The sequence below is a fragment of the Rhodococcus sp. AW25M09 genome (assembly GCF_000333955.1).
Lineage (GTDB): Bacteria > Actinomycetota > Actinomycetes > Mycobacteriales > Mycobacteriaceae > Rhodococcoides.
Genome location: NZ_CAPS01000134.1, coordinates 1 through 23369, shown reverse-complemented (window position 1 = coordinate 23369; position 23369 = coordinate 1). Strand labels below are relative to the sequence as shown.

Below are 23369 nucleotides of genomic sequence, written 5' to 3'. Positions count from 1 at the left end.
CTTGGCCTTTGCTAGTAGATCGATAGGGGTTTCGGATTGGTGGCTTGGGACGGGGTTTCGGTGGTGGTGGATCGGTGATGCGGGAGGAGGTTGTGTCAGGATCTGTGAATTCGAGGGTGTTCGGGGTTAGGGTGGGCGGCATGGCGTCGACTCAGGCTCGGATGACTGCGCGTGCTCGGGCGCGGGCGGCGCAGCAGAAAGTCGTCGCCGACCGCAAGGCACGCGACGAGAAGAACATGGGCTCGTTGACGGACTACTTCGCGGCCGCTAACCAGATCGACGCGGCCCGGCTGGCGATGGCGCGCGCGCTCGACGACATCCGGGGACGGGAAGGAACGCTCAGCGCCGCTGCAACGCTCGCGGGCATCACGACCGGCGAAGCACGCAAACTTCTGGCGCTGCTCACCGACGCCGCATTGACGTCGGCGAGCACGGACAGCGGCGACGACGCCTCGGTCTCCGACTCGGATGCGGCGGCAGATTCTCGCGACGGATCGGCTGCGCCCGATGCCGCCGATCCGGCGGCGACAGAGGACGCAACGACGAGCAAGACCGCGACCGTCGACAGCGTCCCGAACGCCGAGCCCGCGACGGGTCAGGGGTAACCGGTGAGCGCTCCGGTGATGCAACTGGCGTTGTTCGGCGACGCCACCGACGCCGCTGAGCCGCAGCCGGTTCCTCGGGTGTGGCGACCGCTGCAAGGGCCGTTGACCGCCAAGACGGTGGCACGGTTCTGGACGAAGGTCGTCAAAACTCCGACATGCTGGTGGTGGCGTTCAGCCGTCAGTTTTCCTGATTCCTATGGGAGGTTCACCTTCACCGACGGCGACACGCCACGCACATTGTCCGCGCATCGGTTCGCGCTGTTGCTCGAATACGGCGACCTCGGTGACGGGATCGTCGGCGAGCACGACTGCGACGAAACCTTGTGCGTGCGAGTCGCCGACGGTCACCTCAAACGCGGCACCCAGTCGGCGAACCTCGCGCACGCCGTCGCGGTCGGCCGACACATCGGACCGACACCGGCAGGCGGCGATCCGCGCGGACGCTACGGGCGCGCGATCGCGATCCGCGACGCACTCATCGGCGGCTACGACGAACCACGGATGCTGTCCGCGCTCGCCGGACACAGCTTCGACGCACAAGCACCACCAACACTGTTCTGAACGCGTGCGCGACCGATCAGTGTCGGTGGCGCACGGTACACATTGATCCATCAGGCTTCGGGCCGCGCCGCCGCACCGGTGAGAGCAGTCCTCACACGACAAGGACGTACACGATGACGCTCTCTTCGCTCTTCACCGACGACGTCGGACCACTCCCCCTGCTCGCTGTCGCCGGTGCCGGATTCTTGATCTGGTACGTGCGGTATCTCGGTGAGAACGATCCCGGATGGAAGGGGTTCGTGGCGAACATTCTCACCGTCATCGGTGTCGGCGCGTACCTCGTCGTTCTCGCTGTCGTGTTCGGCGCGTTCATCGCGGTGATCGGCGCGTTCATCGCCGTGATGCTGTTCATGGTTCCCCTGTTCGCACTTGGCGGTGCCAGCGGAGTCGCCGACCGCAGACCCCGTCGCGGGTACCACCGCGACCCCTACGGCAACGACTACTACTGACCGTCCGGCGCGCTTGCACCGACGCTTCTGCACGCGTCGCAGCGGTGACGTGTGCAGCCGATGAAATCGCACTGTGCACGCGCTGCAACGACGTCGGCTACACCACCGCACCGGCCCACAGCGACGACCGTGCACGGTTCGCTTATGCCGACTTGCCGTACATCCAACTGATGACGTCGAGGACGCGCAGCGCACTGATGTCGTCGGGCAATGCTGCGGCCGCTCTGATCTTCAGCAGTCGAGTGTGCAGCGCACCGCCGTCCGCGCGTAGAACTTCCCGGATCGGATCACGGTGCACTTTCTCGGTATTGAGAACGCGACCGACGACCACGTCGTAGATCGGCACCAGGCGGGGACGTTTGCGGGCCATCAACTTCGTTGCGATGGTGCGGCCGACGTCTGTCACGGTTCGTAGTTCGTCCTCCAGCAGCAGGATCGGTGCATCGGGCGTGAGCCCGTCCGTCTCGTCGACGAGGTCGCGATCCGGGCCGACGGCGTCGAGCAACTCGGCGAATCGTGCGGCGCGGGTGACGAGGAGCTCCCGTGCTGCTCCCGCTTTGACGGCGACCGACACGAATGTGATCGCGACGAGATCGTCGGCGGTGAACCGGTTGCTGTCGGCGACGCGGTTCTCCGGTGCCCAGCTGTCGAAGAGCGCACCGGTATAGCACCCACTGCCGAGGTAGGTGCTCCCGTAGTACCGCCGCAGCAGATTGACTGCGTCGTCGTCGGTGTCGGCGATCAAGGGCGGGGGGAGAGTGACGCTCATAGCGGTCGATCGTGTCAGACAGCAGTGCGATCGATGCCGGGTTCCGGGTGGGGTTCGATGCGCTCCATGCTGTTGACGATCAGCGCGGTGCGCTGCGGCGGGCCGGACACACTTGCGGTCGCAGCGATCGGGCCGGCCGTCTCGACGCACGATCGGCCGGAGCGTGCGAACGCGCGCGGGAACATCCAGAAGTCGATCGAGTCCTTTCCGTCGACGAGTCGCCCCATCGCCCACTGACCTGTCTGCTCATTCGTCTTCACCGTGACTTCCTCAAGGGTGCCGTGCACGACGACGTGCGTCCCATTGGGGACATCGCCGTCGAGCACCTCCCGCACTCGCACGAGAGGCTGCGGTGTGGTGGCGTCGTCGTAGGACATGGTCGGCACAGTGCCATCGAGTACCGACACGAACACCGCGCCCGCCGTGAACCGAGATCGACCGCCGGTGAGGATCGTGGCGGGACGCGCCGATCTGCATTAGGCTCTGCACCAAGTTCGAGCGTCGATGAGGGTCACGTTCGAGCGCGCCCCACCCGTACCGATTCACCCCGCACTGCGTTCACCGCACTGTGGGTTGTGTGGCTCTGTGAGCGATCGGTACCTGTCCGGTGGGGATGTCCGCGCACCGAAACTGGAAGGCCCTCACCTCTGATGTCCATCTCCCCCACGGTCGACAAAGACACCGTCATCGCGCGCGCACGCGCCGCGATCGAGAACCGCACCAAATACATCGAGTCCCTTTTCGACGCCGCCCAGGCATCCGCTGATGCTCGCGAGAAGGTCGCCGAGGCCACTCGCGCCGCTGAACGCGCGAACGCCGAACACGCTGCCGCGTACAAAGAGGCGATCGACGCCGGGTGGACAGTTGCCGAACTCACCGGCAGTGGTCTGACCGCACCAACGCCGCCGACCGGCAAGAAGGCATCCAAGGCGTCAGCGAAACGCGCCACCGGTCGCGGTACGCCGCGCCGCCGAGTCGGTGCCGAGAACACCGCCGGCCCCGAGCTGCAACGCGACGACGTCGCCTCCTCGCCTGCACCCGACGTGTCGACCGAACCGCAGTCCTCGCCAGCCCCTGCGCACTGACTGGCCGCACTGCCCTTGCACCACCCGCGCACCGGCACGGTCGCGGATCCCCCGTGCGCCCTTGCACGCTCGACATTCTTCTCCTCGTGCGGGCGCACCCACATCACTGAGAAGGACCACTGACCATGAGCCAGCCCGAATTCAACGTCGAAGTAGCCTCCCTCGACCGCAACGGCGACCCCGGTTTCGTGCACTATCGCGGCGCGTTCTACACCTCCCGCTCCGCCGGACAGTTCGCCCTCACCCAAGCAGCAGCGCTGGCAGACACCCGCGAAGTCGACACCGTCTCCGTCGTCATCGACGCAGTCGGCGAGGGAACCTCACGCCGTGATGTCGAGTTCATCGGCACCCCCGGCGAACTCGCCGCCGAACTGACCGCACTCCCCGCCTACGCCTCCGGCGCACGACGCACCGTCATCCCCGCACCACGCGCAGTGACCGCCGCCGTGGCCGCCATCGTCGAAACGTCACCCCCGTTACCCGACTCGGCGGTCGACGGCCCCGACGCCATCGCGGTTCTCGACGTGGAGGTGTACTCCACCCGGCCCGGCCCGATCCCCAACTCGCGCACCGACGTCGGCGCGTACACACCCGAGGACGCGCACCGCATCGCCGAGCAGCTCGCCGCCGATCTCGGCGGCACCATCGAACCGATGCGCAACGAGACGGTACTGCGGGTCACCCACACAGCGGACGTCTCCGACACCGACCGCATCGCCGCCGACCGGTCCGTGCAGGTACGGAACCTGCGCGCGAACCTCTCCGTCCTCGACCCGGTCGCCGACGCCGAACACATCACCGCACTCGCCGCCGACCTCGACGAGCTGCGAGCTCGATCGAGGCCGGCCGCACGCCCGGACAACACCGCAGCTGTCTCCGCGTCGGTATCGACGCCGCCGATGGCGCACGCAGCGGATGCCGAACGCTCCTCGACACGTCCGCGCGGGTTGGTCACTCCCCCGACCGGACGCTCGTCCGGAGCTGCACGGGCCACCTCACCCGCACTGCACACCTCCCCTGCCCAGACGCACACAGCAGCGACATCGCGGTCTGCCGATCACGGTCTCGGATGACCACCGACCATCAGTTCCCACCGCAGACCCGGGAAGGGCGGCACCGACTACCTCGGCCCCCGCAGCGGTCCGACGCGACCGACGACGAGAGCGGCGGTAAGCCTGCTTTCCGGCTCGACGGCGGCGACCTCGGCGCGGTCCTCGAGTTCGAGGCGGTGCTGTGGAACGAACCGATGACCGGAGTACTCCGCGAAATCCACATCACTCCCGGACGAGTACGCGTGGTCGTTCTTCAGACCGAACAGCAGAAGGGCCTCTACCCGCGATACACATCCAGCGGTGACCCCGATGCGCCGTATCTGGTCGACATCGACTTCGGCGATGAGGTCCGGATCGGCGATCGCCACTGACACCGCTCGTCCGACTCGGCTCGTCCGTTGACGCGAGAAAGGCACTCACACAGCCTGTGTGGGTGCCTTTCTCGTTCGGGTCGGGTTCGGCGCGCGGTCAGCGCTGCGGGTGCGGCGCGGTGCCGGGTGCGCCGAAGATGCCAGCCGCCAGTGCCCACGCGGTCAGAGTGCGGCGTTCGGCGTCGGTCGTCTCATCGGCGTGCAGATAATCCCACTCCTGCAGCGCATCGAGGTCGTGTGCGTCGGCTCCGACGTGTCCGCACCACCACAGATACGCCCCGATAGGGGACTCCACCTCGGGCCCGCGGGAGTCGACACCGCAGGTGTCTCGTTCGTTACGGGGTCCGGTGCGGGTGCGGGGACTGTCGAGGGTCACTGCCCTGCCCGAAACGTGTTGAGCCGCCGCCACAGTGCGCGTTGAGCGCGCCCGTGCTCCACGAGATGATCAAACAGCTGTTCCTCCGGCAGCTCCTCGGCGGCGTGGACGATGGCAGCTGCCACGGTCCGGTAACTGCGCCGGTATGACTGCGAGAGAACGATGTCGGCGTAGTGGACGGCGGTGAAGCCGTCTGCCCCGGCGGTGATGACCTCGTTCAAGCGGCGACGCAGGGGCGCATCTTTGGCTCCGCCGGATCCGGATCGCATGAATGCTGCGGTGACGCTCGCCGGGTCGTAGGGTTCGCCGGCCGCGACGAGACCGGCGATCACGACGAACATTCGCCGGTATGCGACGTCGTCGAAGTCGTCGGCGGTCACGATCGCGGTGATGCGCAGATCTTCGGCGGATACTCCCCCGGTGTGGGCACTCCACATCAGGGCGCACAGCAGCAGTGCCTCGGGGTCGGTGGACGGTTCGTGAGCTGTCTCGTTGTCGACGGCAATGTCGTCGTCGACAGCGGCGAGGCTGCGAACGACACGCTCGGGCTCGTCGGGCGGTGGAACTGCGCTCAGTGGCGTCATCGTCGGGCTCGTTCTCGCAGGTCAATCTCGAACAGGGTCAACGGAGTGATAGGTCAGGCCGCGGTGAGCTTGTCGATAGCGTCGATCCGAAAGCCCGACCAGTGGGTGTTCTCGTCGACGACCACGACGGGCATCTGCCGGTAGCCGAGGCCGTCGGTGACGAACTCGCGGGCCGCTACATCTTCGGTGACATCGACGGTCGTGTAGTCGATCCCGTGCTTGTTCAGGCGTCGTTTTGTTTGATCGCAGTTGTTGCATTCGGGTTTCGTGTACACGGTGATCGACATAGCTCACTCCTCGCGAGAATTGTTCCGATAGGTTCCATTTTATCCCACATTTCCCCGATTAGCTATAGATAGAGTGAGTATTTTAACTCGAATATGTTGGCGCACAATCGATTCCTGACTGCCTAGCAGTTCGCAATTACGTCGGTTGCGTTTCCTTGTCTGGCAGCACACGGAGAGGAATGCGAAATAGCGACGGGGAACAGTTCATTTCGCATTTGGGCATGGTGCCGTCGCCCGACTACTGGTGCGACGCCGTGATCGAGACATGCGAAACGCCGCCGGAGCTGTTGCTCTGCGGCGGCGTCAGTCGGGGGGTGCTTCTATCTCTTTTGCAAGCCCCGCTCCGTACATGTTCAGGTGACTAGTTTCGGATCGGGCGCGTTGATGTCCGGTTTCTGGATTTGGCTTCGACATCTTGGTGAGCGAGGCTATCGGGCGTCGCCGAAAGTGGAGGGTTGCGATGAAATACATGCTTCTGACCTACGGATCACAGCAGGAATACGACGCACTGGCGGGTCAAGGTTCAGCACAGGCACGGTCCGCCGAGGAGCTCGCCGAGATGGGAAGCTTTCTCGAAAAATTCACCGGGGACCTTGCAGGCACCGGTGAACTCGTGCAGGCAGCGGGTCTGACGGCTCCGGCATTGGCGAGCCGCGTTCAGTTGCGGGACGGGGTCAGTGTGGTTACTGACGGACCCTTCGCCGAGACGGAGGAGGTGCTCGCCGGCTACTGGATCGTCGATTGTTCAAGTATGGATCGCGCGCTCGAGATCGCGGCCCGGTTGAACGAATGCCCAGGCCCAGTTCCGGAATCGGGAACCGTCGTTAGGGCAATCGAAGGTTTTGCGGACGACATCGGGGCCTGAGCTTTGACGCACCACGAACTTGAGGCGACGCTGCGGCCACTTGTGCCCCGGGTCTTAGCCGCCCTCGTTCGCCGGTACGGGCATTTCGACGCTGCTGAAGACGCCGTCCAGGATGCACTCCTGGCGGCGTCACAGCAATGGCCTATGTCGGGTGCCCCAGACGATCCACGCGGATGGCTCATCCGAGTCGGTTCACGCCGACTCATCGACACGCTACGGGCCGACCAGGCGCGTCGGACACGTGAAGACCGGGTAGTGAGCTGGGTACTTCCTTCCGACCGCGTATACCGAGAGTCCGACACCGATCGGGCGGCTCCCGACGACGACACACTGACCCTTCTGACACTGTGTTGCCACCCGGCGCTCCCACAAGCCTCGCAGGTTGCGTTGACACTTCGCGCGGTGGCGGGCCTCACGACGACTGAAATCGCTCGTTCCCTGGTCACCACAGCCGATGCCGTCACGCGGCGAATTTCCCGTGCGAAGAAGACCATCCGGGACACCGGCGCTCCGTTCCGTATGCCGCACCTGGCAGAGCGGCAGACCCGGCTGGAGTCGGTTATGGCCGTGATCTATCTGACCTTCACCGAGGGATATGCCGCCACTTCTGGCCCTGACCTCAACCGGCCAGATCTCGTTGCCGAGGCCATTCGGCTCGGCGAGTTGCTCCACACCCTGCTGCCGGACGACAGCGAAGTAGCTGGCCTCCTGGCGCTGATGGTGCTGACCGACGCACGTACCCCCGCTCGCCTAGATGAACACGGCGACCTGATCTCGATGGCCGATCAGCGTCGCAGCCTGTGGAAGCATGAATCGATCCGCCGCGGAGTCGCGCTTATCACGGAAGCACTGCCGCGCGGACCCGTCGGTGCCTATCAGTTGCAGGCCGCGATCGCTGCCGTCCATGACGAGGCACCGACCGCTGACGCCACCGACTGGCCCCAAATAGTCGCTCTCTACCGACTTCTCTTGGTCGTGTCACCTGGTCCGATCGTTGAGCTCAACTACGCTGTGGCTGTGGCGATGACGGATGGACCCACGGCAGGACTGAAGCTGCTCAGCGGTCTCGAAACCCGGCTCAGCGACAACTACCACCTCACTGCTGCCCGAGCCCACATGCTCGAAAGGGCCGGTGACACTGCAAACGCTCGCCAAACCTTCCTCGACGCGGCGCGAGAGGCAACCAACCTGCGACACGCACGACACCTAAATGCCCATGCCAATCGACTGCAGGGCCGCATCGATCACGGTGACGCCGAGAAGTGCCCTACCAAATCGAGGCCCGATTCGCTCTGACTCCCGAGTCACGCTGTAGGCACGCCACGTTGGTGAAGGCATAAGGGCTCACTCAAATAGATCTCATGAGATCGAGGGCCTTCTGGTGCTTGGCCGATGCAGTCGCGATATCCATGATGTTCCCGTTCGTTGGTTCGAGGTCGGTCAGTCGTTGGATGCGGTGTTGCGGCGTTGATCGCCGACGAACTTGGCCCTGTTCGCGGTGGCGACGATCTCTTTCGTGCCTTTCGAGCCCAGTTCGTTGCCGATACGGACAAGAGCGAACACCAATGCCACTGCAAGAGCGGGAAATGCGAGTTCGATGATGCTGACGTCAGATCCGTCGAAGCCCATCTGACGTTGTATGCGGCAGCGGCGATCCCGAGGACGCCCACCACAACAGCGGCGAATCTGTTGAGCCCGATCCGCGTCCATTGCGTCCGCTGACTCGAAGTAGCGTTCCGCATTCTCTTCGCTGTCGTCGGACAGGAATTCCTGGCGGATCTGGCGGTGGTCGCGGAACGTGGCGAAGGGGTTCATCGGTGGTTCCTGTCATCGTCGAGGGCGGTTTGGGTGAAGCTGAGTTGCTGACTGTCCTCGTACTCCCGGCGAGTGGTGTTGAACGCCCGTGCGCTCAGGTAGCCGAACAGGATGGACCCTGCGATGAAGGCGGCTTTCCATCCCCAGGCGATGTCGGGGTAGGTGACGGCGAAGACGCTGGCAGCGACTACGGCGAACCCGATGAGGGCGAGCGCGTTGCTGTGCAGTTTCACTCGCGAGGGCTTGCGTATGTAGGCGGTGCCGACGGCGTAGGCCCCGGTGACGAGGACGACGAACACGATCAGTGCTGTGCGGTTGACGAGATCCATGTCTTCTTTCGTTCCGATCTGCGGTGTCCAGTCGTGATCGACCAGCTGTGTCTGTCGTTGTGTCGTTGGTGGGTCATGTTGCCAGGTGGTGCCGACACACTGCTGGGTGTCGGCACCACCGGGCCGGGTTGGGGTCAGCCGGTGAGTTGTTTGCGTGTGGTGGTTTCTATGGCGATCTTGGCGCTGTCGTAGATCCGGTCGGGGATGGTGACGATGCCGGCCGCGAGCTCCTGAACGGTGCGGAGCGCTGTTTCGCGTTCCTGTCCGGTGGCCGAGTCGTCCAGGGCGATCCCCAGGGCGCTGCGGATACGCCGAACGGTGCGGTGGTCTTCGGTACTGGTCACGCCCATGCCGATGGCGCGGGCGTAGCCGTCGGCCTTCCGCCAGGCAGTGTGCGCCTTCTGAGCGGCCACGGCGAAAGCCTGCACACGCTCGACGGTGTCGGGGCACTGCTCGGGCCGAACCTGGTTCATCTCGGCGAAGGCGTCGATGAAAGCTGCCGTTCGGGGCTCGTCGAGGTTGTCGAGCAGGGGCCTGACGAAGATGGCGTACGGGTCGGCCAGGTACGCAGCGTAGGCGTCCGTGACCTCGCCGTAGACGGCGTGGGCTGCGGCGTAGTCGGCTTCGAGTGCCTTCTTGGCGGTGCGGCGGTCGGTGACGTGGCTGCGGGTCCTGATGATCAGGTAGGCAGCCAGTGCGACCGAGACCACGACTGCCGCGATGCCGCCGAACCAGATGACCGGTGTCCAGTCCATCGGAACGTCGGGTGCGGCATCGACCACCGGGGTTGCCGGGGCTGCCGGAATCGAGGGCGGGTCGACGGGAGCAAGGTCCGCCGCCGCCTCCTCTGTAGACACCGGCGGGAGGACCGCTCGGACTGCGGTGGCGGCGACGGCGAGGAAGAGCCCTCCCCCGCACATCTGTAGCGCGGTCCTATCGTCGTCGCCGTACATGCGTGACCAGAAGAACTTGGCTCCGCCGCCGATCATGGCGAGGACACCGAGCGTGGTGCACCCCCACATCAGGAAGGACAGCACCATCTCGATTTCCGCTGAAGCGGGTGGCATCGTCTGGGGCACTGGATTGTTCATCGGTGATGGGCCTTTCCGGTGAGGTCGGATCGAGAGATCAGGGCTGGCGGGCGAGGTGTGCGTCGGCTGAGGCGGCGGCGACGTCGTAGCCGCCCCACGGTGAGCGGTTCGGGACCGAGCGCAGGCCGATGGTGTCCCCGCGTCGGGTGATGACGGGCCATCCGGTGGGTCGCTCACCGACGAGCTCGATGACCTTCGCGGTCCACACCTGGTCCTTCTGCGACGGTCTGCGTTCGGGGATCACGATCGAGAGGTCGTCGATCCAGCCGGGATGGGCGTGATCGAGGGCGTCGCAGACTGCCTCGTGTTCGTCGGCGCGGTTCTCCCCTTCCCACGGGCAGCCGGTGCACGCGCCGCGGTAGACATCGCCGCCGACGCACTCATATAGAGCGTCCCTGCTCGTGTCCGGGCAGCAGCAGTCGAGGTCTGCTGCAATGCAGGTGGGTTGGCAGGTGTCGGTGGGTGTGGACGGGTCGCAAATTCCCGGTGCGAACGCGTGGGAGGCGGCGGTCGAGCCGTGTCGCCCCCAGGTGGTCGCCCAGGTCTCGAATTCGGCGATGCGAGCTGTCACCCCTCGGGTGGGGCTGGCGAACAAGGTCGGGATGCCGTGCCGCTGGATGCGGCTGTTCTTCTCGTCCAGCTCGGCGGCGGCGAGCACCTCGAAGATGTCGATCTGGCCTGCGGTCTCGGTCATCACCGCTCGCCCAGCTCGGGGCGGGTGAGGGACTGCAGGGCGAGGGAAAGCCGGACGTCGCTGGCGTCGAGGACGACGGGGTGGGTGCGGCTGTACCAGGCACCGGGGGCGTCGAGGATGGCGGTGACCTCGACGCGGCCTGCGGGAGCAGTGCGGTAGCCGAGAATGTCGACGACCGTTCCGTCGAACTGGGTGTCGAGCGAAATCAGTTTCATTCCAACTCCTGTGAGGCGGCGGCGCGCGGTCATGGGCGCGGTGAGAGTGGCGGTCATGGATGTGCTCCCAAGGTCGGGTGGTGAAAGTCGTGAGCGGCAACGGTTGCGGGCTGTGCGCAGGCGTTCAGGACGGCAGACTCTGGCAGTCGGTGCATTCCCAGCGCCCGCCGGTAGAGGTGCAGGTCCGCCGCTCGTCGCAGAGCCAGCAGATCTGGTTGCGCTTGCGGGGCGAAACCTCCTGCGCCGCAGCCACGGTCGCGGCCTGCGCCCGGTACTGCTCACGGGTGCTCGCGTCTCGGGCAGCGAGGTCGGCGCGGACCTGCTCCGGGTCGAGGTCAGGACCATCGGTTCGCACGGTCAGCATGGCCCCGAAAGCCACGCGGCAGGACTGGCACACGTCCCCCGGCGTAACGACTGGAGCGCCACAACCCGGCAAAGCGCAGTCATCGAACAGCGTTGACTGCCAGTCACATTGGTGTGATTCGGTGCGGGTCACGGCCATGCCCTAACCTTACAGTTTCACACTGTACGGTGCAAGACGTGGAGCCAGAATCCTTACAGTCGGAGCCTGTAAGGTCAGGGCATCAACCACTGCAACCCCAGGAAGCACCCGATGACCGACGAACTCACCACCGCCGACGTGCTGGCGCTGATCGAAGACAAGACCGGCAAGGCCATATCGGCCAAGACGTGGTCGTCGTACGTCGCGCGCGGGCAGGCCCCGAAACCGGCGCGACACCTCTCGCGCACGCCGCTGTATGCGCGGGAGGACATCGAGCAGTGGATCACCGACCGGCCAGGGAGCGGTGCACGGACCGACCTCCGACCGTGACAAGCGAACCCACCGACCCCTCGATCGTCAACATCTCTTGACGAACAGGAAGGGCCCTGCCATCGGGTGATGGTCGGGGCACTTCTGTTGTTGCGGTTCGATCAGGCGTCGTCGTCGACGGCGGCGTAGGCGGCGCCGACGGTGATGTTGCCGATCGCGGCCTGTTCCACCGGGGTCAGGGCGTGGCCGCTGTCGGCGAGGAAGGTCAGGTAACTGTCGATGCCGACCATGCCTCGGTAGTGCTTGGAGGAGAAGCGCCAGTAGTCCTTGGCGTCCTGGGGGCCGGTGAGTCGGGCCTCGAACGCGGTGAGCACGCGAGCAAGGAGCAGCACCTCGGCGCGGGCGGCGGTGGCACCGTCGACCTTTCGAGTGACCTCGCGCAGGGGGGAGCCCATGATCTCGGCGTACCGCTCCGAGCACTTTGATTCGGTGAACACATCACCATGGGTGGCCAGGGTGGTCACCATCCACTTGGTGGCGTTCTTCGGGACGTCCTTGCGTGAGAGCAGGCCGGTGAGGAACGTACGACGCGCCTCGGTGGCGGTCGCTCCGGCACGGTTGAGGGCCTTGACCTTGCGGCGTTCGGCCCGCTCGGTCTCGATGCGTTCGGCTTCGGCACGGGCCGCTTTCCGCTGCGCCGGGGTCAACCCGTCCTCAGCGTCTCCACCACCCTCTGTGTCGGCGGCGGCGATCTTCTCGAGGGAGAGTTCGAGGCCGGCCGCAGTCCGGCTGTCGTGATGGAGGAAGAACTCGTGGCCCCAGGCGGTCACCTTCTCGACCGTGTTGGCGTGCCGCAGCTCCTCGTACGCCTCGGCCTCGTCATCGTCCTCGGTGTCGAAGTCGATGTCGTCCTCGTCGACTTCCTCACGGGTCGCCTTGTCGACCCAGACGGTGCCGGTCTCGTGGACGTGGACGTGCCACAAGTGCGGTGCCTGCTCGGGTGCATCGGCCGGGACTGCGCTGCCGTCGGCGGTCCGCAGATCCACCAGCGAGTACCACTCCCCCTCACTGGTGGACGGTTCGTCGTGGAGCAGGGCGAAGCCGCGTGCGGTGAAGTCGGCTGCGGCAGCGGCAGCGGTGGCCTCGGCGCGCTCGTCGATGCGGCGCTGGAGGGTGGCCAGGCGGTACTCGAAGCCGAATCTGTTGTCGAAGATCTGCTCGATTGCCTCGGTGATCCACGGCTCGGCCTGTGCGACGGCTTCGAGATCGGCCAGAATCGCGGCCCCTTCGAGGGTGAGCTGCCGGTCGTCGAGCTGGCGGCGGGCGCGCTCGGATCGTCCTGCTCGACCGGCCTTTTCGACGTAAGCCTTGGGGACGTGCAGTGCTGTCGAAACCTTCTGCACGCTCAGTCCCAGATCGCGCAGCTCTGCAACGGCACCGGCGCGTTGGCCACTGGTGAGGTCTTCGCGCTGTTCGTTGGTATTGAACTGCTCGGTGACGCGCTCGATATCTGCTGCACGCTCGTCGGCGTTCTGGTCACGCACCATCACCGGAATGGAGGTCAGGCCTACCTCTCGGGCGGCAAGGATACGGCGTTGCCCGTCGCGAACCGAGAGGGTCCCATCGGCGCGGCGGACCGCCGAAACAGATTGCAGGACTCCGAGTTCTGCGATGGAGGCGATGAAATCGGGTGCTGCGGTGATGTCGACGCCCGTGCGGACGTTGGCGCTGATGTCGAGTTCGTTGGGATCGGCGTGGACGAGGGTGTAGCCGGTCGAGGTCGGTGCCGTGGCGGTGGTCATGATGGCGGTCTCCCTAGTTAGTGTGTGCAGGTGAGGCACCGGGTAGATATCAGCTGCCCGGTGCCCGTTCGCAGGTGGAGGGTCGAGCGAGGGTCAGCGGTCGACGGTCTTCGCGATGGGTAGTTCCCAGATCGGGTCTTCTGCAAAGGGGGCGCTGATGTCGACCCAGCGCCCGGTGACCGCGTATCCGCGGCGGTCGAGCAGCACCTGCGCCATGTCCGGGGTCCAGTGCATCGGTGCGTGCTCCTCGATGCCGGTCACGTCGATGTACTCGACCTCGATGCCGCCCCGTCGGATGGACACTCCCAGGCCGCGTTCGGGGCGTTCGTCGCCGTATTCGGAGGTGACTGCCGTGAGGTCTCGCTGCGTTTCTCCCATGCCCCTAACCTTACAGTCTCAAACTGTAAAGTCAAGCGCTGCAACGTATTTCGGTGCCTATGCACAGGGGAGCCGAATCGTTGCGGGTACCGAGAGGCGGTACTGCGAACACTCGGATCGCCTACAACACAGGATGATCGAGCCCGCGGCTCACGCTGAGTCGGTGCGCCGGGTGGGGTTCTCGATGCGGGGGCGCAGATTGTAGGTGTCGTACCACTGCTGTGCGGCTTGCTTGCTCATGCCGAGCATCTCGCCGATCTTCGACCACGGCACGGGTCGCTCCTGATTGCGGAGGCGTCCGATGATGGCGTAGCGGTCGGCGATCATCGTCGAGGCGAGGAAGGCGTTGATCTCGAGTGCGTCGACATCGGAGACCGCGTCATCCATGCGTCGTTGGGCGTTCGCGGTCCACGTCCCGGCGTCCTTGCGCCCCTGCTCGTGCACCATATCGGCCAGGTCGACGTCGGCGAGAGCGTCCTTGTACTGGACGTAGAGCTCCGTCAGCTCGGTTGCGGTGAGGGCCTTCTCCGATTCCATATCGTCAAGGTATCTTGACGCTCTCTGTGTCGTCAAGATATGTTGACGATTGGTCGGGTGTTAGTCGACGGGAGTCGCTGCCTCGGCAGGGCACCACTGGCCTTCGAGACGAAGAAAGCCTTTACCGTTACCAATGGGGATGTCGAAGCTCAAACGGCAAAGCCACTGTCCCCGTGATGTTTTCACCCACGCTGAGAGCAGACCGGGGACCTTGACGTCCATTGCCAAACCTTCGGAACGGATTTTGAGAGGTGTCCCGTCACGGAAAGAGCCGCCTCCGGTCGAACCTGCCACGGTGAGCGCAGCGTTGACCAACACTCGTCGTGGAGGATCTACGATGCGGCGGGTCGGTGGGTCGAAGCTCACTGGCCAGTTCTCGTACAGGTCGGGCGTCATTGTGCGACTGCCAGCCGGTGCGGCCGGTGCCCGGCGGCGGTGTCGTTGACCACCGGGGACCAGCGCAGGCCTTGCTCGCCGAACGTGGGGGCGGTGAGGGTGTATCGACCGGTGCGCTGGGTGATTCCGCGTCCGTGGACGGTGGTCTCGAGGGTGATCGAGCGGATGCGGCCCCTGCCTTGCTCGATGCCGCCGTAGCCGACCGGCCGAGAGGAGATCGTCAGATCGAGACCGGGCATTCGACCGTCCGTGATTGCGAATATCCCTGCATGAGTGCGGTTTCGGGCCAATAGTGCACGTGCGCGGGTCGGCGGTACGTCGCGACCGTGGACGGTGCTGATGACCAGATCGATCCCGTCGATGCAGATATTGGCGGCGTCGAGAGGGTCTGCTTGACCGGGGTCGATCAGGGCGATCTTCGACAAGTCCCCGCCGTGTTCGTGGACGGCGAGGAGCCCGAACTTGGGTTGACCGATCAGTGCGACGTGGTGGCCGGCCGCGGTGGCTGTGGCGACGAGTCCGACGAGAATCGATCCGGCACCGGTGATCGACAGGGCCGTTCCTCGGGCCAGTGCGCCGCGTGGGAGCAGTTCCGACAGCGGCATGGGTACCGGCAGGGTTTTGAGGGTTCGTGAGCGCACGGGGCCGCTCAGGGCTCGTTCATCGCCGTCGGTCGCGGCGGCCTGCGCGTTCGGCTGCGAGGGGGCGAATGCGGGCGAGTCGTCGGAGTCGGTGGGTGCGTGGTCGCGGCGTCCGGGGATGGCGGCCATGCTGCGGCGAAGAGCGGCGAGCTGTGCAGCCTTGTCCAGGTTGGTCAGGTCGGGGATCGTGTCGGCGGTACCGGCCATGAGTGCGACCTTTCGCCGGACGGATCAGTGCCCTCAATCTATGCGAACATACGTTCGATGTCGAACTACCTCCGTACGCCCGTAGCTGGCCCTGGTTCGCGAATCCTGGCGGCGTTCACGAGGTGGTCGAGGGAGAGTTCGGGGTCGGCCGTCAGGTGGCGATGTTCGGCGAGCAGACGCCTGACGTGATCGAGGTCCGCGCGCACGGTCGGGTCGTCGGGGTCGTAGCCCTCGTCGATGATGGCGGCGCGTTCGTCTGGGTCCATGTCTAGTTCGACGCGGCGGCGTCGGGTGCGGTTCCCGTGTCGTAGATCAGGTCGTCAGAGCCGTCGTAGCGGTAGGCACGCTGTCCGCTGGGGAGTGTCACCCATCAGGCCTGTCCGTGATCGGGATTCGGATCGAAACTGCGGTCGCTGGTCATGGGATCAGCATCTCGTTCGCCGTGCCTGCACGGTCGGGTGGTCAGCTGTTGACGAGTTGGCTGGCTCGCTGAAAGGTCACGCCGAGAAGCGATCCGATATCCCGGACGGGTACCTGAGCGGTGGCGAGTTTCTTCGCGAAGGCCTCGGTGCTGGCTTTGACGCGGGCTTCGTCCTCGGCAAGGCGTGCTCGCTGTGTTGCGATCTCGGCGATGCGGACTGCGAGATCCTCTCCCCCGGGTTCGAGTTCGATGTGCTGCTCGATCTCGACATCGGCGAGGGCGACTCCGGTTTCGAGGGCGATGAGTTCTTTCGCCGCGGTGGGGACATCGTCGATGCGACGGGCTTGGGTGAGGGCATCGAGTTCGGGGACTGCGATCATCCACCACTTGCCGTCTCGGGTCACCGACACCGTGTAGGTCTTATTCACTGCTGCGCCTCCTTCATGGCTGCGAGGATCTTGCGGTAGACGCCGGGCGAGATCGTCCGGTGCCCATCGGGCACAGTCACTTTGACTGCGCCATCGGCCGAGACCCACGTGCTGTGCGAGCCGACCGTGCGGACCGAGGTGAACCCGGCCGCCTTGAGGGCCTTGACCACTTTCCGCGTGGGCTGCTCGGTAACCATGACGTTAGTCTAGTCGATTGGACACTTTCTAGTCAAGTCGACTAGACGAAATCTGGTCGAGTGGTCGAGTGGCTGTGCGATGGTCGACACGGAGGAAGTGCCTATGACGCATTTCCTCATCTGGTGCATCTGCCTGCCGGTTCGGTCCGGTTAGGGTGGCCATGGACAGCAGTGTGTTTCTATTCGAGAGAGGCCGCATAGAACCGTGGCGAAAAAAGTATTCACCCAATTGGTCGACGATATCGACGGCTCGGTCATCGACGACGAATCAGGCGAGACGATCGAATTCTCCGTCAACGGTATTGACTACCTCGTAGATCTGAAGGCGAAGAACGCCAGCGAGTTTCATCGAAAGATCGGCTACTACATCGAGCACGCGACCCGTGTCGGCGGGCGTAAGCGTCGGCACTCCCCCACCTCCACGTCCCCATCTGCTGCACCCTCGAACAGCGGGGCCACACGTGATCCGGCTCAGACCAGAGCTGTACGGCAATGGGCCGCAGACAATGGTTACGAGATCAGCGATCGGGGCCGCATTCCCGCTGCAATCGAAGAAGCATTCAACGCTGCACACTGATCATTACTTCGGGATCACCGCGCGAACTCGACGGTGTATCCGGCCTGACCGTCGATCGACAGGCTGTACTGCACACCATCGAGCGTTGTCATGTTCCAGCCTTCCTTGACGGTCAGCGTCTTACCCTTGGGCAGCGTTTAAATTCGACTGACCGCGAACGCTGGCTATGCAGATTTTCCTTCGTTCAGCTTTTTCAACTCCTGTAGCTCTGCCCATCGCTGCTCCAATCCGGTAAGAGTCGGGCTGACGCCTTGAGTGATCAATGCTTGGGAGTGGGCGTCGATGTACCGGCAGGCCTCCTCGAACACGTCGGTGACCTTGGGGATGATTTCACCGAGCTTGTCGATATTGATGTTGGCAAGCGTCGTCATCTGGACGTTGGCCTGATATCGCCGAGTCACACCTTTGAGCAGCTCGTCCTCGGTGAAGACCTCACACCAGGAACGGAGGTGACTGTAGCCACTGTGCACCAGTGCATCTCGGGCTTCGCCATCCAGCTTTTTCGCGGCCTGAATGGTGTTGTTGATACGCGTCTTGATCGCGTTCAAGGAGTCGATGCGCGGCCCGGTGGCACGAGACACTTTGCCTTTGCCGCTTTCGTCGGTGATCTGGAAGTAGGCGCATCGCTTAGATTTTTCGAACAAAGCCAGCAGTGTCGTGGCGAACAGGATGTCGTGAGTGAACACGATGACCTGGTTGTCTTCGGCCAGACGGGCGATGCGTTGGGCGACTTCTTTGACTCGACGATGGTCGAGGCTCGAGACTGGATCGTCGAATATTACAGGTGCCGTGATGCCCGCAAGTCGCGCTTCGGCGAGGAAGTCTGCGAGCGCCAGCACTTTCTGCTCGCCCTCGGAGAGCACCTTGGACGGCTTATGTTTGCCACTGAGCACTTTCCGGCGATGCGCTTTACCATCTCGGCCGACGAACTGGACCTTCAGTGACGGTGCGCGGAGCGCTTCGCATTCACCGAGGAACAGTGCATCGAAGCTTTGATTGATGAGTTGGTTGCTGGCGGTCTTGGCTAGCTCGGTCACCGATCGGCCGAGGCCGGGCAGTGGGCGTTTGAGCGTCTTGAGGCGATCGGCCTCCTTGGTGTCAGTGACGTGCGTGTCGATCTGCGACCAGGATTTGCCCAGTTCGACGGCGTCTTGGAGTTCGAGCAGTTCCGCTTGTTTGTCGGCTAATGCCTTGGTTCGGCCCGCCTGCAGAGCTTCGAGCTCCGCGATGTTGTCGCCCACGGTGGTCAACGCAGCGGCGACGTCGACGCGGGGTTCAGCCACCAGGTCAGCAATCTGAATTTTGATTGGTTGGCTGGTGTCGACTGCCGTCGTGGCGGACCTATGTGCGGCTTCGATCGCTTCGATCGCTGTGAAGTATGTCGGGCGCTCGCCTGGAGCGGCTTCCTTGTATTGCTCGATAAACGAGGCCATCTCATTGCCGTGCAGAGCGGCGATCTGCCGCTTGTAGCCGCCGAGCTCTGTGTCTGTTGCGCGAATATCCGCCGAGATCTTGTCCTCGAGGTACGTCGAGTAGCGGGTGAGCAGATCACGCGCCGGATCGAGCAGTGGTTGGCGGCAATAGAGACAGCGGTCTGCGTCATGAGCTTCGACCTCGACGAGATGCTGGCGGTAGGTCTCGCCCGCCTCGATGAAATCGTTCCATGTGTCGTCGGGGTCAGCAGGCAGATCCGCAGCCGAGAAAAGTTCACGGCGGAAGGTCTCGTAGTCGGTCGTAAGCCGTCCGCGCGTTGCCAGTGCTTTGTTGTACGCACCCTGCTCGAAGCCATGGAGAGCTTCGGACGTAGCTACGGCCTCCGACAGAGCTCGCTGCTCGCTTTTGAGGCCCGCGACTTGGGCACCCATCGTGTTGGCGCGTAGGGCTGCCACACCCTGGGTCAGAGCATCAATCTGTTGATCGACGTCGTTTCCACTCTTGGCCTTGGTCTTGAGGTCAGCGAGATCGGTGGACGCACCGAGAGTTTCGATTAGCGGGTAGATCGTCGATCCGCGCTGAAACCTCGACAGCAGTCCCGATCCGCTCGTACCTAGCTCGGAGATCGCCGCTTCGATTTGTGCGGTCACCGCTTGGATTGCGGTAGTGACGTCGTTGAACAATGCCAGGGAAGCCGGGGTGTACACGTAGTCGAGGTCTTCGTCGACGTGAGTACGGACAGCTGGACTGTCAAAAATGGACATGCGTGTGAACGGTGACACACCCAATTCGCCCGTCCATGTCAGAGAGCGAGTGTCGTCTCCTAGATTGAACTCGATCTTGGCGGACTGCGCTTCCTCGGCACCGGTATCGATATTGCCCAAGATCGTGTCGGCGGTACGACTGTTGGCCAAGACCTTGAAAATTCGCGAGTAACCCGTCTTTCCAGTGCCGTTCTCGCCGTAGAGAATTGTCAGCCCCTCGTGGGGCTCGATCACTGCGCCCGCCATGAGTGCGTTGACTCCACACACCTCGGACAGTCGGGTCAGAGACAGAGGCGGTGCCAGCTCGTCCTGGCGAGCCTCGATTGTGAGCAGTGGAACGTGCGGGAACTCCCGCTCGTCGAGCGCCTTCTCCTGGCGGAAGAGCAGGTATGCCTTCTCGACCACTGAGGTATCGACTGGGCGGCCGGTAGCGATCACCTCGGCGACGAGCAGGCGCACCCATTCGTCATTGGCGTTCGCCCATTGAGCGAGCAGCGCCCGTGGGTCGATCAACTCGGTCGGCTCATCGAGGTCGGTTTCAGCCGGCGTGGTCATCAGGCCTGCCTCTCCTGCGGGTGCGCAATCGCGATTCCGTCCGATCGGCCGGGCGCGCCGACGGTATCTAATCCGCTATCGTCTCGCAAACCTTCGTCGCCGTGGCGAACCCTTGTCCATTGTTGCTGCACGAACACCGCTTCTGCGTTAGATGCACGCTCCCTATGCTTGGGGCATGAACTTCGCCCACTGCATCGTGCGCTGGGAGTCGCGTCGCAGCCAATGACCGACAACATGCTCGATGAAGCGGTGATTGCGGGTGTCTCAGAGACCGACGATCTGGATTGGAAGTCGGAGCTGCCGCCGATGAAGGGCCTTCCGCAGACAGACTTCCCGAAAGATGTTGCTGCCATAGCGAACAGCTCTTCCGTCATACCGATGATTCTGGTCGACGTATCGACCGTCCGCACATCGACCGCCCACTCCCACCACAGCCTTGAACACCCCGACCTGTGATGCCGATTGTGCAGTCCACTTCTGCACTCAGAATGTCAGAAGACGACTGCAATCACGGGTAAAAACTCAGCAAATCGTGCAGCCTACTTCTGAAACTGACAACCAATGTCAGTTTCAGGAGTCGCGTTCACTGTGTCAGAAGTCGAATGCACTGAGCGCCAGCAATTGATGTGGGTTCGGCTCCTACTCCGGCTCGTCGGCGTTAGTGTTGCCTATGGGCATGTCGAAAGTGGTACCTGCGCTGCCGGTACGAGACATCGACACCGCTGTAGAGATATACGTCCGCGCGTTCGGCTTCACGACCCGGTACACCGACCCGACTTTCGCGAGACTTACCCGCGACGACGTCGAGATCCACTTGTGGGCCGCCGACGACGACAGCTGGAATACCCGTTCAGACCCTGCGGCATGGCCGGTATGCAGCGGAGCCGAGACGTTCCTTGCCGGCACAGCCAGCTGCCGCATCGCCGTGGACGAGATCAACGACCTTTACGCCGAGATGTCCCGCGCGGGAGTGCTCCATCCCGCAGACGCGGGTCGTCCCGTCTCGACGGACTGGGGAACGACGGAGTTCGCAGCTGTCGACACCGACGGCAATCTGATCACTTTCCATACCGATGAAAAAAGCCAACACGAGCCCACCACGGCAGGCAACGGCGCACCCTGACCGCACCCTCGAGCAGAAACTCGATGACCCGGACGTCCGTCGACGCGCTACGCGTGGTCATCGTCCTGAAATAAGCGCATGCTGGACTTGTCCACCCGCGCGCAGTCAGGCGACGGTCAGATAGATCAACGCGACATTGAGTGCGACGACGATTCCCGCGATGAGCCATGCCGCGTATGCCGTGATCCGGTGATTGACATCGCCGCCCATCAGGATGCGGTCCGAGGTGAACCGCACCAAGGGAATGAGCGCGAACGGAATACCGAAGGACAGGACGACTTGTGAGACGACCAGTGCCCGACTGGGGTCGACCCCCGCGGCCAGAATTGCCAGTGCGGGAACAAGTGTCACCAGTCGTCGCACCAGAATCGGAATGCGCTGACGTAGTAGGCCGTCCATGATCATCGCGCCGGCGTATGCCCCGACCGATGTCGATGCCAGGCCCGAGGCCAGCAGGCCCACCGCGAACAGCAGCGCTACCACCGGCCCCAGAGTGTCTCCTACTGCTGTGTGAGCTCCTTCGATGGAATCGACGCCCTCTCGGCCTCCCAGCGTCGAGGCCGCCAACAGCAGCATCGACATGTTCACTGCACCGGCCAGCAGCATCGCCAACCCGACATCGATCCGGGTGATCCGCAACAACCGCTGCCGGACAGGCCCTGCCTCGGGGTGTCCGTGCCGGTCACGTGCAAGGCCGGAGTGCAGATAGACCGCGTGCGGCATGATCGTCGCACCGAGCATAGCGGCGGCTATCAATACGCTTTCCGCGCCGTCGAACCGCGGAATCAACCCGGCGGCAGCGGCGGTGAACGATGGCGGTTCCACGACGACGCTGGCAAGAAATCCGACGGCGATGACACCGAGTAGACCGAGAATCACGAACTCGAACGGGCGCTGGCCCCGGCGATCCTGGACCAGCAACAAGATCATCGATACGGCTCCGGTGATGAGGCCGCCGATCAGGAGCGGCAGGTCGAAGAGCAAGTAAAGAGCGATCGCACCGCCGACGATCTCTGCGAGGTCGGTCGCCATGGCGACCACTTCTGCTTGCCCCCAATATGCCAGTCGCACACTCTTGCTCGACTTCTCGCGGACCACTTCGGGCAGTGTCATTCCGGTGACGATGCCGAGTTTGGCGGAGAGGAACTGCACGAGGCCGGCCATCACGTTCGCGGCGACGATCACCCAGACCAGCAGGTACCCGAACTGCGCGCCGGCGCTGACGTTGGAGGCGACATTGCCGGGGTCGACGTAGGCGATCGCGGCGACGAAAGCAGGACCGAGCAGAACGAGGCCAGACCGAAACCTCGAGGGCGGCCGAGACGATCGGCGCTGCAGCACAGACATGACCACACCCTCCGGCACCAACAATATGTCAGAACCCTGAAAATATAGTTCGGCCTCCCGAACAATGCAATGCGGCGTGGCGGTTCGGCGACATCACGATCAGATGGGCAGGATCACTGCACTGACGAATTCGTTGCGGATCCAGGCGATGAACAACCCCCACACCCCGGTCAGCAGTGCGATGCCGACGGCGATCATGATGACACCGCCCGCCACCTTGATCCTCTGAGAGTTCCTCCGAAGCCACCCCACACCGCGCATCGCCGAACTCGAACCGAACGCAAGAACGACGAACGGTAGGCCGAGTCCCAGGCAGTACGCGACGATGAGAGTGACCCCGCGGGCTGCGGTTGCACCTTCGGTGCCTGCCGCCACGGACAGCACGCCGGCAAGGGTCGGACCCAGGCACGGCGTCCAGCCGAGCGCGAACACCCCACCGAGCAGCGGCGCTCCTGCAAGGGACGAGATCTGCCGGGGTGCGAATCGGGTGTCGCGTTGCAGTGCGGGTATCAACCCGATGAACGCCGCACCCATGATGATCGTGATGACCCCGCCCACGCGTTGGAGTACTTGCTCGTTGATGCGCAAGGTGCCGATGACTCCGAAGACCGAGGCTGTGGCGAGGACGAAGACGATGGTGAA

The 23369-nt window shown here is 64.0% G+C and carries 33 protein-coding genes; 12 read left to right on the top strand and 21 right to left on the bottom strand.

The window, feature by feature from the left end; translation table 11 throughout:
- The first annotated feature begins 140 nt into the window (after positions 1-140).
- The 3 genes from RHODMAR_RS24510 to RHODMAR_RS24500 all read left to right on the top strand — a co-directional run bounded on the left by RHODMAR_RS24510 (position 141) and on the right by RHODMAR_RS24500 (position 1615).
- Positions 141-605 carry a hypothetical protein gene (locus RHODMAR_RS24510; protein ID WP_157226200.1) on the top strand — a complete coding sequence of 155 codons (465 nt, stop codon included), beginning with the start codon at positions 141-143 and terminating at the stop codon, positions 603-605.
- A 3-nt stretch (positions 606-608) separates the two neighbouring features.
- The gene (locus tag RHODMAR_RS24505) at positions 609-1166 is read left to right on the top strand and encodes a hypothetical protein (RefSeq protein WP_008720200.1); all 558 of its coding nucleotides are present in this window, start codon (positions 609-611) and stop codon (positions 1164-1166) included.
- Between the two features lie 113 nt (positions 1167-1279).
- Positions 1280-1615 (top strand): hypothetical protein, encoded by a 336-nt coding sequence (locus RHODMAR_RS24500; protein WP_042940252.1) that lies wholly within the window; start codon positions 1280-1282, stop codon positions 1613-1615.
- A 142-nt stretch (positions 1616-1757) separates the two neighbouring features.
- Here the strand turns inward: RHODMAR_RS24500 and RHODMAR_RS24495 are convergent, their stop codons facing one another.
- Positions 1758-2384 carry a DUF6308 family protein gene (locus RHODMAR_RS24495; RefSeq protein ID WP_008720199.1) on the bottom strand — a complete coding sequence of 209 codons (627 nt, stop codon included), beginning with the start codon at positions 2382-2384 and terminating at the stop codon, positions 1758-1760.
- A 14-nt stretch (positions 2385-2398) separates the two neighbouring features.
- Positions 2399-2761: a hypothetical protein gene (locus tag RHODMAR_RS24490; RefSeq protein WP_157226199.1), complete on the bottom strand. Its 363-nt coding sequence runs from the start codon at positions 2759-2761 to the stop codon at positions 2399-2401.
- 273 nt (positions 2762-3034) lie between these two features.
- Here RHODMAR_RS24490 and RHODMAR_RS24485 point away from each other — a divergent pair, with 273 nt between their 5' ends.
- From RHODMAR_RS24485 to RHODMAR_RS24475, 3 genes are all read left to right on the top strand, one after another.
- The gene (locus RHODMAR_RS24485; RefSeq protein WP_042940250.1) at positions 3035-3469 is read left to right on the top strand and encodes a hypothetical protein; all 435 of its coding nucleotides are present in this window, start codon (positions 3035-3037) and stop codon (positions 3467-3469) included.
- 125 nt (positions 3470-3594) lie between these two features.
- Positions 3595-4542, top strand: coding sequence for a hypothetical protein (locus RHODMAR_RS24480; RefSeq protein WP_042940249.1), 948 nt, complete (start codon positions 3595-3597; stop codon positions 4540-4542).
- Positions 4539-4892 (top strand): hypothetical protein, encoded by a 354-nt coding sequence (locus RHODMAR_RS24475; protein ID WP_008720196.1) that lies wholly within the window; start codon positions 4539-4541, stop codon positions 4890-4892. Before RHODMAR_RS24480 ends, RHODMAR_RS24475 begins: the two co-directional genes overlap by 4 nt.
- Positions 4893-4989: 97 nt before the next feature.
- Here the strand turns inward: RHODMAR_RS24475 and RHODMAR_RS24470 are convergent, their stop codons facing one another.
- The 3 genes from RHODMAR_RS24470 to RHODMAR_RS24460 are packed head-to-tail and all read right to left on the bottom strand — an operon-like array spanning position 4990 to position 6139.
- A complete protein-coding gene (locus tag RHODMAR_RS24470) occupies positions 4990-5268 on the bottom strand; it encodes a hypothetical protein (protein ID WP_008720192.1) in 279 nt (92 codons plus the stop codon).
- The gene (locus RHODMAR_RS24465) at positions 5265-5852 is read right to left on the bottom strand and encodes a DnaB-like helicase N-terminal domain-containing protein (RefSeq protein WP_008720190.1); all 588 of its coding nucleotides are present in this window, start codon (positions 5850-5852) and stop codon (positions 5265-5267) included. Before RHODMAR_RS24465 ends, RHODMAR_RS24470 begins: the two co-directional genes overlap by 4 nt.
- 53 nt (positions 5853-5905) lie before the next feature.
- Positions 5906-6139: a glutaredoxin family protein gene (locus tag RHODMAR_RS24460; RefSeq protein ID WP_008720188.1), complete on the bottom strand. Its 234-nt coding sequence runs from the start codon at positions 6137-6139 to the stop codon at positions 5906-5908.
- 460 nt (positions 6140-6599) lie between these two features.
- On the opposite strand from RHODMAR_RS24460, the gene RHODMAR_RS24455 reads away from it, so the two are divergent.
- Both RHODMAR_RS24455 and RHODMAR_RS24450 read left to right on the top strand, forming a co-directional pair.
- Entirely contained in the window at positions 6600-7004 is a 405-nt protein-coding gene (locus RHODMAR_RS24455) for a YciI family protein (protein WP_008720186.1), read from the top strand.
- Positions 7005-7046: 42 nt separating this feature from the next.
- Positions 7047-8300, top strand: a complete 1254-nt coding sequence (locus tag RHODMAR_RS24450) for an RNA polymerase sigma factor (protein WP_008720184.1) — start codon at positions 7047-7049, stop codon at positions 8298-8300.
- Between the two features lie 144 nt (positions 8301-8444).
- Here the strand turns inward: RHODMAR_RS24450 and RHODMAR_RS24445 are convergent, their stop codons facing one another.
- The 6 genes from RHODMAR_RS24445 to RHODMAR_RS24420 form a co-directional block, all read right to left on the bottom strand.
- Positions 8445-8819, bottom strand: a complete 375-nt coding sequence (locus RHODMAR_RS24445; RefSeq protein ID WP_042940248.1) for a hypothetical protein — start codon at positions 8817-8819, stop codon at positions 8445-8447.
- Positions 8816-9148, bottom strand: coding sequence for a hypothetical protein (locus RHODMAR_RS24440; RefSeq protein ID WP_042940247.1), 333 nt, complete (start codon positions 9146-9148; stop codon positions 8816-8818). The genes RHODMAR_RS24445 and RHODMAR_RS24440 overlap by 4 nt, the downstream gene beginning before the upstream one ends.
- A 134-nt stretch (positions 9149-9282) precedes the next feature.
- Positions 9283-10239 carry a hypothetical protein gene (locus RHODMAR_RS24435; RefSeq protein ID WP_042940246.1) on the bottom strand — a complete coding sequence of 319 codons (957 nt, stop codon included), beginning with the start codon at positions 10237-10239 and terminating at the stop codon, positions 9283-9285.
- Between the two features lie 37 nt (positions 10240-10276).
- Positions 10277-10933 (bottom strand): DUF6349 family protein, encoded by a 657-nt coding sequence (locus RHODMAR_RS24430; RefSeq protein ID WP_008720181.1) that lies wholly within the window; start codon positions 10931-10933, stop codon positions 10277-10279.
- The gene (locus RHODMAR_RS24425; protein WP_008720179.1) at positions 10933-11205 is read right to left on the bottom strand and encodes a hypothetical protein; all 273 of its coding nucleotides are present in this window, start codon (positions 11203-11205) and stop codon (positions 10933-10935) included. Before RHODMAR_RS24425 ends, RHODMAR_RS24430 begins: the two co-directional genes overlap by 1 nt.
- Before the next feature lie 67 nt (positions 11206-11272).
- Positions 11273-11527: a hypothetical protein gene (locus RHODMAR_RS24420; protein ID WP_051048263.1), complete on the bottom strand. Its 255-nt coding sequence runs from the start codon at positions 11525-11527 to the stop codon at positions 11273-11275.
- 234 nt (positions 11528-11761) lie between these two features.
- On the opposite strand from RHODMAR_RS24420, the gene RHODMAR_RS24415 reads away from it, so the two are divergent.
- Positions 11762-11980: a helix-turn-helix transcriptional regulator gene (locus tag RHODMAR_RS24415; RefSeq protein ID WP_008720175.1), complete on the top strand. Its 219-nt coding sequence runs from the start codon at positions 11762-11764 to the stop codon at positions 11978-11980.
- 101 nt (positions 11981-12081) lie between these two features.
- On the opposite strand, the gene RHODMAR_RS24410 is transcribed toward RHODMAR_RS24415, so the two are convergent.
- The 7 genes from RHODMAR_RS24410 to RHODMAR_RS24380 all read right to left on the bottom strand — a co-directional run bounded on the left by RHODMAR_RS24410 (position 12082) and on the right by RHODMAR_RS24380 (position 16927).
- The gene (locus RHODMAR_RS24410) at positions 12082-13722 is read right to left on the bottom strand and encodes a ParB/RepB/Spo0J family partition protein (protein WP_042940245.1); all 1641 of its coding nucleotides are present in this window, start codon (positions 13720-13722) and stop codon (positions 12082-12084) included.
- A 93-nt stretch (positions 13723-13815) separates the two neighbouring features.
- Entirely contained in the window at positions 13816-14100 is a 285-nt protein-coding gene (locus RHODMAR_RS24405) for a hypothetical protein (RefSeq protein ID WP_008720170.1), read from the bottom strand.
- A 150-nt stretch (positions 14101-14250) separates the two neighbouring features.
- A complete protein-coding gene (locus tag RHODMAR_RS24400) occupies positions 14251-14637 on the bottom strand; it encodes a hypothetical protein (protein ID WP_008720168.1) in 387 nt (128 codons plus the stop codon).
- Positions 14638-15029: 392 nt separating this feature from the next.
- Positions 15030-15881 carry a hypothetical protein gene (locus tag RHODMAR_RS24395; RefSeq protein ID WP_008720164.1) on the bottom strand — a complete coding sequence of 284 codons (852 nt, stop codon included), beginning with the start codon at positions 15879-15881 and terminating at the stop codon, positions 15030-15032.
- 65 nt (positions 15882-15946) lie between these two features.
- The gene (locus tag RHODMAR_RS28420) at positions 15947-16147 is read right to left on the bottom strand and encodes an Esterase/lipase-like protein (RefSeq protein WP_008720162.1); all 201 of its coding nucleotides are present in this window, start codon (positions 16145-16147) and stop codon (positions 15947-15949) included.
- Positions 16148-16343: 196 nt separating this feature from the next.
- A complete protein-coding gene (locus tag RHODMAR_RS24385) occupies positions 16344-16730 on the bottom strand; it encodes a hypothetical protein (protein ID WP_008720161.1) in 387 nt (128 codons plus the stop codon).
- Positions 16727-16927 carry a type II toxin-antitoxin system HicA family toxin gene (locus RHODMAR_RS24380; RefSeq protein WP_008720157.1) on the bottom strand — a complete coding sequence of 67 codons (201 nt, stop codon included), beginning with the start codon at positions 16925-16927 and terminating at the stop codon, positions 16727-16729. The genes RHODMAR_RS24385 and RHODMAR_RS24380 overlap by 4 nt, the downstream gene beginning before the upstream one ends.
- 205 nt (positions 16928-17132) lie before the next feature.
- Here RHODMAR_RS24380 and RHODMAR_RS24375 point away from each other — a divergent pair, with 205 nt between their 5' ends.
- On the top strand, positions 17133-17504 hold the full coding sequence (locus RHODMAR_RS24375) for a histone-like nucleoid-structuring protein Lsr2 (RefSeq protein ID WP_008720154.1): 372 nt from the start codon (positions 17133-17135) through the stop codon (positions 17502-17504).
- 164 nt (positions 17505-17668) lie between these two features.
- On the opposite strand, the gene RHODMAR_RS24370 is transcribed toward RHODMAR_RS24375, so the two are convergent.
- Positions 17669-20257, bottom strand: coding sequence for an AAA family ATPase (locus RHODMAR_RS24370; RefSeq protein ID WP_008720152.1), 2589 nt, complete (start codon positions 20255-20257; stop codon positions 17669-17671).
- A 222-nt stretch (positions 20258-20479) separates the two neighbouring features.
- Between RHODMAR_RS24370 and RHODMAR_RS29250 the strand changes: the two genes are divergently transcribed.
- Together RHODMAR_RS29250 and RHODMAR_RS24360 are read left to right on the top strand one after the other, a co-directional pair.
- Entirely contained in the window at positions 20480-20713 is a 234-nt protein-coding gene (locus RHODMAR_RS29250; RefSeq protein WP_008720150.1) for a hypothetical protein, read from the top strand.
- Positions 20714-20933: 220 nt separating this feature from the next.
- The gene (locus RHODMAR_RS24360) at positions 20934-21380 is read left to right on the top strand and encodes a bleomycin resistance protein (RefSeq protein ID WP_197077431.1); all 447 of its coding nucleotides are present in this window, start codon (positions 20934-20936) and stop codon (positions 21378-21380) included.
- Positions 21381-21485: 105 nt separating this feature from the next.
- Here RHODMAR_RS24360 and RHODMAR_RS24355 read toward each other — a convergent pair whose 3' ends face one another.
- Together RHODMAR_RS24355 and RHODMAR_RS24350 are read right to left on the bottom strand one after the other, a co-directional pair.
- Positions 21486-22727: an Nramp family divalent metal transporter gene (locus RHODMAR_RS24355; RefSeq protein ID WP_008720147.1), complete on the bottom strand. Its 1242-nt coding sequence runs from the start codon at positions 22725-22727 to the stop codon at positions 21486-21488.
- Between the two features lie 99 nt (positions 22728-22826).
- On the bottom strand, positions 22827-23369 hold a 543-nt coding region (locus tag RHODMAR_RS24350), incomplete at its 5' end, for a cytochrome c biogenesis CcdA family protein (RefSeq protein WP_008720144.1).